This is a genomic window from Methylobacterium sp. WL120, assembly GCF_008039465.1.
GTDB lineage: Bacteria > Pseudomonadota > Alphaproteobacteria > Rhizobiales > Beijerinckiaceae > Methylobacterium > Methylobacterium cerastii.
Map to the genome: position 1 here is coordinate 1 of NZ_VRUT01000195.1, position 7,260 is coordinate 7,260.

Sequence of the window (7,260 nt, forward strand, 5' to 3'; positions counted from 1 at the left end):
GGCACGCCGTGCCCGCCCGGCGCCCGCGCCGCCGGGGTCGCGGCCTCCGCCGTCTCGCCGGCGAGCACGTCCTTGCGGCGGAACAGACGCATCACGACGACGAAGAACACCGGCACGAAGAACACCGCCAGCACGGTCGCCGAGATCATGCCGCCCATCACGCCGGTGCCGATCGCCTGCTGGCTCTTGGAGGCGGCGCCGGCCGCGATGGCGAGCGGCACCACGCCGAAGATGAAGGCGAGCGACGTCATCACGATCGGGCGGAACCGCAGCGTCGCCGCCTCGATCGTCGCGTCCACGATCGAGGTGCCCGGCTTCCAGAGGTCCTTGGCGAACTCCACGATCAGGATCGCGTTCTTGGCCGAGAGGCCGATGATCGTGATCAGCCCGATCTTGAAGTAGACGTCGTTGGGCAGGCCGCGCAGGTACACCGCCGCCACCGAGCCGATGACGCCGAGCGGGATCACCAGCAGCACCGAGAACGGGATCGCCCAGCTCTCGTAGAGCGCGGCCAGGCACAGGAACACGATCAGCACCGAGAGCGCGAGCAGCATGGAGGCCTGGGAACCGGCCTGCTTCTCCTGCAGCGACTGGCCGGTCCAGGTGTAGCCGAAGCCCTTGGGCAGTTGGCCCATCAGCCGCTCCATCTCGTTGATCGCGTCGCCCGAGGTGTAGCCGGGGTTGGGCTCGCCGGTGATGCGCACCGACTGGTAGCCGTTGAAGCCGACGATCTGCTGCGGCCCGACGCTCCATTTCAGGTCGGCGAAGGAGGACATCGGCACCATGGTGCCCGACGCGTTCTTCACCCCGTAGTTCAGGATGTCGGTCGCCTGCATCCGCTGGAGATCCTCCGACTGGACGATCACGCGCTGCATCTTGCCCCGGTTCGGGAAGTCGTTGGTGTAGACCGAGCCGAGGTTGACCTGGATCGTCGCGTTGATGTCCTCGAACTTCACGCCGAGCGCCGCCGCCTTCTCGCGGTCGATGACCAGTTCGGCCTCGGGCGCCGGCGGCAGGCCCTCGATCTTCATCTTCTGCAGCACCGGGCTCTGCATCGCGAGCTTGAGGAGCTGTTCCTGTGCGGCGAGCAGCGCCGAGTAGCCCTTCTGCGCCCGGTCCTGCAGGCGGAACGAGAAGCCGGCCGCGTTGCCGAGGTTGTCCACCGGCGGCGGCTCCTGCGCGTCGACGATCGCGTCGCGATAGCCCGACAGAGCCTTGTTGGTTCCCGCCACCAGCGCCGAAGCGGAATTCGCCGCGTCGCGCTCGTCCCAGGGCTTGAGCGTCACGAAGGCCTGGCTGGTGTTCGAGCCCTGGCCGGAGAACGAGAAGCCGTTCAGCATCGTCACCGTGGCGACGCCGGGCTGCGCCAGCAGATGCTCCTCGACCTTGCGCACGGCGGCCTGCGTCCGGTTGAACGAGGCTCCGGGGGGGGTCTGGATGTCGACGGTGAAGAAGCCCTGGTCCTCCAGCGGCAGGAAGCCTTCGGGCAGCCGCGCGAAGGCGAAGGCGACGCCGGCCACCAGCGCCAGGTAGACGATCATCACCCGGCCGGACTTCTTGATGAACCACGCGGTGCCGCGGCCGTAGCGCTTGGTCTCGCGGTCGACGATCCGGTTGAACCAGCCGAACACGCCGCCCTTGGCATGGCCGTGGCCCTTCTCGACCGGCTTCAGCAGGGTCGCGCACAGCGCCGGCGTCAGCGAGAGCGCGAGCACCGCCGAGAAGGCGATCGAGGTCACCATCGCGATCGAGAACTGACGGTAGATGATGCCGACCGAACCGGGGAAGAACGCCATCGGGATGAACACCGCGATCAGCACCAGGGTGATGCCGATGATCGCCCCGGTGATCTGGTCCATCGCCTTCTTGGTCGCGTCCTTCGGCGACAGGCCTTCCTCGGTCATGATGCGCTCGACGTTCTCGACCACGACGATGGCGTCGTCGACGAGGATGCCGATGGCCAGCACCATGCCGAACATCGTCAGCACGTTGATGGAGAAGCCTGCGAGCAGCATCGTGCAGCAGGTGCCCATCAGGGCGATCGGCACGACGATGGTCGGAATCAGGGTGTAGCGGATGTTCTGCAGGAACAGGAACATCACCACGAAGACCAGAACCACCGCCTCCACGAGGGTGTGCAGCACCTTCTCGATCGAGGCCTTCACCGCGGGCGTGATGTCGTAGGGGATGTCCCACTTCAGGCCCGGCGGGAAGAACTGCGACAGCTCCTCCATCTTCTTGCGGATGGCGCCCGCCGTCTCCAGCGCGTTGCCGTCGGGGGCCAGCGTCACCGAGATGCCCGCGGCCTGGCCGCCGTTGAGGCGGGTCGAGAACTGGTAGGCGTCGCCGCCGAGTTCGATCCGCGCGACGTCGCGCAGGCGCACGTTCGAGCCGTCGGAGTTGGCGCGCAGCACGATCGCGCCGAAGTCGTCCACCGATGCGAGCTGGCCCTTGACGATGATCGGCGCGGTGATCGCCTGGCTGTAGGGGCTCGGCTGCGCGCCGACGGCGCCCGAGGCCACCTGGATGTTCTGGTTGCGGATCGCGTCCGTCACGTTCTCGGCGGTGAGCGAGAGCCCGCGCAGCTTGTCCGGGTCGACCCAGATGCGAAGGCTGCGCTCGGTCGAGTACAGCGTCGCGCGCCCGACGCCGGGGATGCGGCGGATCTCGTTGATGACGTTGCGGATCAGGAAGTCGCCCAGGCCGATCTCGTCCATCTTCCCGTCGGTCGAGACGAGCGTGATGATGTTCAGCGTCGCGGCCGACGCCTCCTCGACGAGGATGCCCTGCTGGCGGACTTCGGCCGGCAGGCGCGCCTCGACGCGCTTGAGGCGGTTCTGCACCTCGACGGAGGCCAGCGCCGGGTCGGTGCCGGGCTGGAAGGTGGCGGTGATGTTGACGGCGCCGAACGAGTCGCTGGTCGACTCGAAGCTCATGATGTTGGCCGCGCCGTTCAGCTCGTCCTCGATGAGCCGGGTCGTGCCGGTGTAGAGGCTCTCCACCGAGGCGCCGGGATAGGCGGTCGAGAGCGCGATCGCCGGCGGCGCGATCACCGGATACTGCGCCACCGGCAGCAGCGGCAGCGAGAGCGCGCCGCCGAGGATGATGAACAGCGCGACGACCCAGGCGAAGACCGGCCGGTCGATGAAGAAGCGTGCCATGGAGGTTCCGGATCAGCCTGTCGGGTGGTCGTGGGGCGGCGCTTCGAAGCGCGCCCCGGTCGGCGATGTCGCTCGGCGAGCCCTGCTCACCGAGCCTTGCTTACCGAGCCTTGCTTACCGCGGCTTGGCGGCGGCTTCGGCCTTGCCGTCCGACGCCTTGCCGTCCGACGCCTTGGTCGCGCTCGCCTTCGCGGCGCTCGCCTTGGCCTCCACGGCCCGCGCCTCGGCGGCCTTCGCCTCCTTCATCTTGGCTTCGGCCAGCTTGGCCTCGGCCTCGGCGACCTCGTCGACGTCGTGCGGCATCGCCTCGGCGGTCGGGTGCGGCGGGGTCTTGTCCACCGGCTTGACCTGCTGGCCCGCGACGATCTTCTGGAAGCCCTCGGTCACCACCCGCTCGCCGGCCTTGAGCCCGTCGCGGATCAGCCAGTTGGTGCCGACCACCGGGCCGACCTCGACCGGCTGGAGCGCGACCCGGTCGTCCTCCTTCACGACCCAGACCTCGGCCTTGCCGTCGTTGGTGCGCTGGATCGCCTGCTGCGGCACCGCGATCGCGTCGGAATCGATGCCCTGCTTGATCCGGGCGCGCACGTACATGCCGGGAAACAGCTCGTCGTGCGGGTTGGGGATCTGCACGCGCAGCGTGACCTGGCCGGTGCTCGGGTCGGCGGTGACGTCCGAGAACAGGAGCTGGCCCGCCATCGGGTAGAGGGCGCCGTCGTCCATGATCAGGTGGACGTTCGCCGAATCGCGCTCGAGCCGCGAGAGTTCGCCGCTGGCGAGGTCGCGCCGCAACTTGTTCAGCTCGCCGACCGACTGGGTGATGTCGACGTAGATCGGGTCGAGCTGCTGGATCGTGGCCAGCACGCCGGTGGTGCCGGACTCGATCAGGGTGCCCTCGGTGAGCAGCGCCCGGCCGATGCGGCCCGAGATCGGCGCGCGGACGTCGGTCCAGTCGAGGTTGAGCTTGGCCCGGTCGCGGGTCGCGCGGGCGCCGGCGACCTCGGCCTCCGCCTGCTTCTTGCCGGCGAAGGCGGTGTCGAACTGCGCCTGGCTCGCCGACTGGCGGGTGAGCAGCGTCTCCAGGCGCTCGGCCTGCTGGTTGGCGAGCACCAGGGCCGCCTCCTGGCGCGCCAGGGTGGCCTCGGCGCTCATCAGGTCGACCTGATACGGCGCCGGGTCGATCTTGTAGAGGACGTCGCCCTCCTTGACCTGGCTGCCCTGCTCGAACAGCCGCCTCACCACGAGGCCGGAGACGCGCGAGCGCACCTCGGCGATCCGCATCGGCGCGACGCGGCCGGGCAGGTCGCGGACGTAGGGGATCGCCTGGGGCGCCACCGTGACGATGCCGACCTCGGGCGGGGGAAGCGGGACGGGGGCCGAGGCCTGCTTCTGGTTGCAGGCGGACAGCGCGACGAGGAACACCCCGAAGCCGAGCGAGGCACGGCGCATCCGGCGGGCGGGTCGAGAGAAGGTCAAGGTCGGGTCGCTCCTGCGAAACGCATCTCGGGGAGGGCGGAGACGAGGCTCGGCCGTCCGGCGTGTGTCGGTGGCGCGTGGTGCCGATCGGTCGGCAACGGTCGCCCGCAGCGGGGTTCGGGGGCCGCGCGGACAGCGCCAAAAGGCCTGGCTTAAGAATCCCACTGTCGCAGGACATCTTGGCGATCCCGCGACGGCCGGGCCGATGGCCGGGCCGTGCGCCCTCAGGCGCGCCGGGGCGGGCGGTCCGGCGGCGCGGACGCCCAGGTCCGGAAGAGGCCGGTTTCGCGCGGGTGGAAGCCGGCCTCGTCCGAGAGGCGGGGCAGGCGGTGCGACAGCGGATCGGCGAGGGCGGGCCGTCCGGCCCAGTCGTCGGCTTCGGCGACGTTCGGAGCGACCGCGTGGAGCGGGGCGCGGACGGCGTCGGACTTGGACACCGCCACCTTGGACACCGCCGCGTGGACGAAGGCGGATGCGACGCGGCTCGACGGCGTCGGCATGTCGGCCTCACGCGGAAGGCCGACGACGAGCAGGAGCGCGGCGACGACGACGCCGGCGATCGCCCGCAGCAGCAACGGGCCGCGCACGGTCGCGAGGACCGGTGCCGGGGCCGGCGCATGGGTGTCGGGAAGGCGTATCACGCCTTCGATAAAAGCTCTGCCGCAGCGCATCACAAGCGGCTGCGACATTCTGTCAGGCTTCGGGGCGGGAATTCGCGGAACCAATTCCGCCCCACCTGTACGAGTGCGGGGCGGCTTGCGCCGCCCGACCGGCGACAGGTGTTGCGACGATCCCACAGGCGGACCGTTCTCGGCTGACACCGCGCTTCGCGTCCGCCGCTTGCCGCAATGCCCAGCTACCCGGCAGCGGATCGAAAGAACCCTCGGAGATCCGCATGACACGTCGCATCGCCACGCTCTGCCTCGCGGCCGGCCTCGCCCTCGGAGCGGGGGCGGCGCAGGCGAGCCCGTTGGATTCCGGGCCGGTCGCCGACTTCATGAACATCTTCCGCACCCAGGCGATCCCGCGGGAGACCGTGGCCTGGAAAGGCGCGGAGAAGCCCGGGACCATCATTGTTTCGACCAGCCAACGCCGGCTCTACTACGTCCTCGGCGGCGGCGAGGCGGTGCGCTACGGCGTGGGCGTCGGGCGCGAGGGCTTCTCGTGGTCGGGCCAGAAGAGCGTCACGATGAAGAAGGAATGGCCCGCGTGGCGGCCGCCGTCGCAGATGCTCGCCCGCCGCCCGGACCTGCCGCGCTTCATGGCCGGCGGCCAGGACAACCCGCTCGGCGCCCGCGCGATGTATCTCGGCTCGTCGCTCTACCGCATCCACGGCTCGAACGAGCCCGAGACCATGGGCGCCGCGGTCTCCTCCGGCTGCATCCGCATGACCAACAAGGACGTGGTCGACCTCTACGACCGCGTCCGCGTCGGCACCAAGGTGATCGTCCGCAACTGACGGTTGGCTTCGGCGGGACGAAGCATTCGGCTTCGCCCCGCCGACTCCTGTCATCCCACCACGAAATTGCAATCCAAGATTGTATTTTTAAGCCTTTGACAGCGTTTGCCGCGACATCCTGCCGTCCGCGCCCGTTCGGGCGTCCGGGACACGGTTGCGCATGTCGGATGATCGAGCGGGTTCAGGGACGACGCGCCACACGCGGACGGCGCCGGGCGAAGCATCGCTGCGTGGCCTGCTCGACCTGGCCGCGGACCTGTTCGACGTGCCGGTCGCCGCGATCCTCGGCGACGGCCCGCCGATCGGTATCGGGGCAGGGGAGGCGCGCGCCCTCGAAGCCTTCCGCGACCGGGTGATCGCCTGCGGCGACGTGCTCGTCGTGCCGGACGCCGTGATCGATCCGCGATGGCGTGCCGGGCCGGCGGAAAGGGGCGCGTTCCGCTTCCTCGCCGGCGCGCCCCTCGTCGACGGCGACGGCCGCTGCCTCGGCGTGCTCTGCCTCGCCGATTCCGCACCGCGCCCACCCGTGGCCGACCGCGCCCGCCAGCGGCTCGCGCGGCTGTCCGGCCTCGCCGTCGCGGTGCTGGCGCAGGGGCGGCGGACGATGGCGCAGCGGGATTCGGAAGGGTTCGTCGCCGCCACAGCCTCGGCGCTGATCACCACCGACGCCGCCGGCCGCATCACCTTCGCCAACCCCGCCTGCGAGACCCTGCTCGGCTATCCCCAGGGGGCGCTGGCCGGGCGGGACGTGGCCTCGATCGTCCCCATGCGCCTGCGCGGGCACCACGTCGCCGGCATGGGCGCGCTCACCGCCGGCGGGACGCCCAAGCTCGCCGGCCGCTCGGTCGAGGTGACGGCGCTGCGCGCAGACGGCAGCGAGGTGCCGATCGAGCTCTCGCTCTGCGCCTGGGGCGAGGGCGCCGAGATGGGCGTCGGCGCGGTGATGCGCGACATCTCGGAGCGCCGCCGCCGCAACGCGCGCCTGCTCCGCCTCGCTCACGAGGACCCTGCCACCGGCCTGCCGAACCGGGTGCGCCTCGCCGCGGAGATCGATTCCCGCCTCGCCGCCCGCTCGCCGGTCGGCTTGCTGACACTCGGCGTCGACGGCCTGCGGGCGGTGACCGACGGGTTCGGCTCCGGCGTCGGCGCGGCGTTGCTGGAGGC

5 protein-coding genes are annotated in these 7,260 nt (G+C 70.5%); 2 read left to right on the forward strand and 3 right to left on the reverse strand.

Going from position 1 to position 7,260, the window contains the following annotated elements:
* From FV229_RS23730 to FV229_RS23740, 3 genes are all read right to left on the reverse strand, one after another.
* The coding region (locus FV229_RS23730; RefSeq protein ID WP_147754312.1) for a multidrug efflux RND transporter permease subunit at positions 1–3,161 on the reverse strand (3,161 nt) is incomplete at its 3' end.
* Between the two features lie 114 nt (positions 3,162–3,275).
* Positions 3,276–4,610: an efflux RND transporter periplasmic adaptor subunit gene (locus FV229_RS23735; RefSeq protein ID WP_147754316.1), complete on the reverse strand. Its 1,335-nt coding sequence runs from the start codon at positions 4,608–4,610 to the stop codon at positions 3,276–3,278.
* A gap of 251 nt (positions 4,611–4,861) precedes the next feature.
* Positions 4,862–5,278, reverse strand: coding sequence for a hypothetical protein (locus tag FV229_RS23740; protein ID WP_147754313.1), 417 nt, complete (start codon positions 5,276–5,278; stop codon positions 4,862–4,864).
* 254 nt (positions 5,279–5,532) lie between these two features.
* Here FV229_RS23740 and FV229_RS23745 point away from each other — a divergent pair, with 254 nt between their 5' ends.
* The gene (locus FV229_RS23745) at positions 5,533–6,096 is read left to right on the forward strand and encodes a L,D-transpeptidase (protein WP_147754314.1); all 564 of its coding nucleotides are present in this window, start codon (positions 5,533–5,535) and stop codon (positions 6,094–6,096) included.
* A 160-nt stretch (positions 6,097–6,256) separates the two neighbouring features.
* On the forward strand, positions 6,257–7,260 hold a 1,004-nt coding region (locus FV229_RS23750), incomplete at its 3' end, for a PAS domain S-box protein (RefSeq protein WP_147754315.1).

What these genes read in the sequence shown, in the direction of transcription:
- FV229_RS23735 (WP_147754316.1), bottom strand. Translation starts at nt 4,610, where the DNA reads ATGCGCCGTGCCTCGCTCGGCTTCGGGGTGTTCCTCGTCGCGCTGTCC.
- FV229_RS23745 (WP_147754314.1), top strand. Translation starts at nt 5,533, where the DNA reads ATGACACGTCGCATCGCCACGCTCTGCCTCGCGGCCGGCCTCGCCCTC.